Source organism: Xenorhabdus yunnanensis, assembly GCF_028598805.1.
GTDB classification, from domain to species: Bacteria; Pseudomonadota; Gammaproteobacteria; order Enterobacterales; family Enterobacteriaceae; genus Xenorhabdus; species Xenorhabdus yunnanensis.
Genome location: NZ_JAQRFI010000320.1, coordinates 1 through 239, shown reverse-complemented (window position 1 = coordinate 239; position 239 = coordinate 1). Strand labels below are relative to the sequence as shown.

Below are 239 nucleotides of genomic sequence, written 5' to 3'. Positions count from 1 at the left end.
GGTATCCAGTTCTGCGAGTTGATTGATTCGCTCTTGCTGGGTGGTGATGATGGCGTTTTTCTCTGATAGCTGAGTTGTCAGTGACTCATTCTCTCCAGAGAGTCGCCCATTATCCGTATACACTGAATAGATAGAATATGCAGCCGAGCTAACCAGTACGATACAGACAACCAGCAAAATAGCTTTGGCCTTCCACTTCATAACAGTTCAAATGCCCGTGTGAAAACATCATCGGAATA

1 pseudogene is annotated in these 239 nt (G+C 44.8%); it reads right to left on the bottom strand.

From position 1 onward, the window contains the following. Nucleotides 1-201: pseudogene (locus tag PSI23_RS22440) on the bottom strand (lysis protein); the annotation flags it as partial. Nucleotides 202-239: the final 38 nt, after the last annotated feature.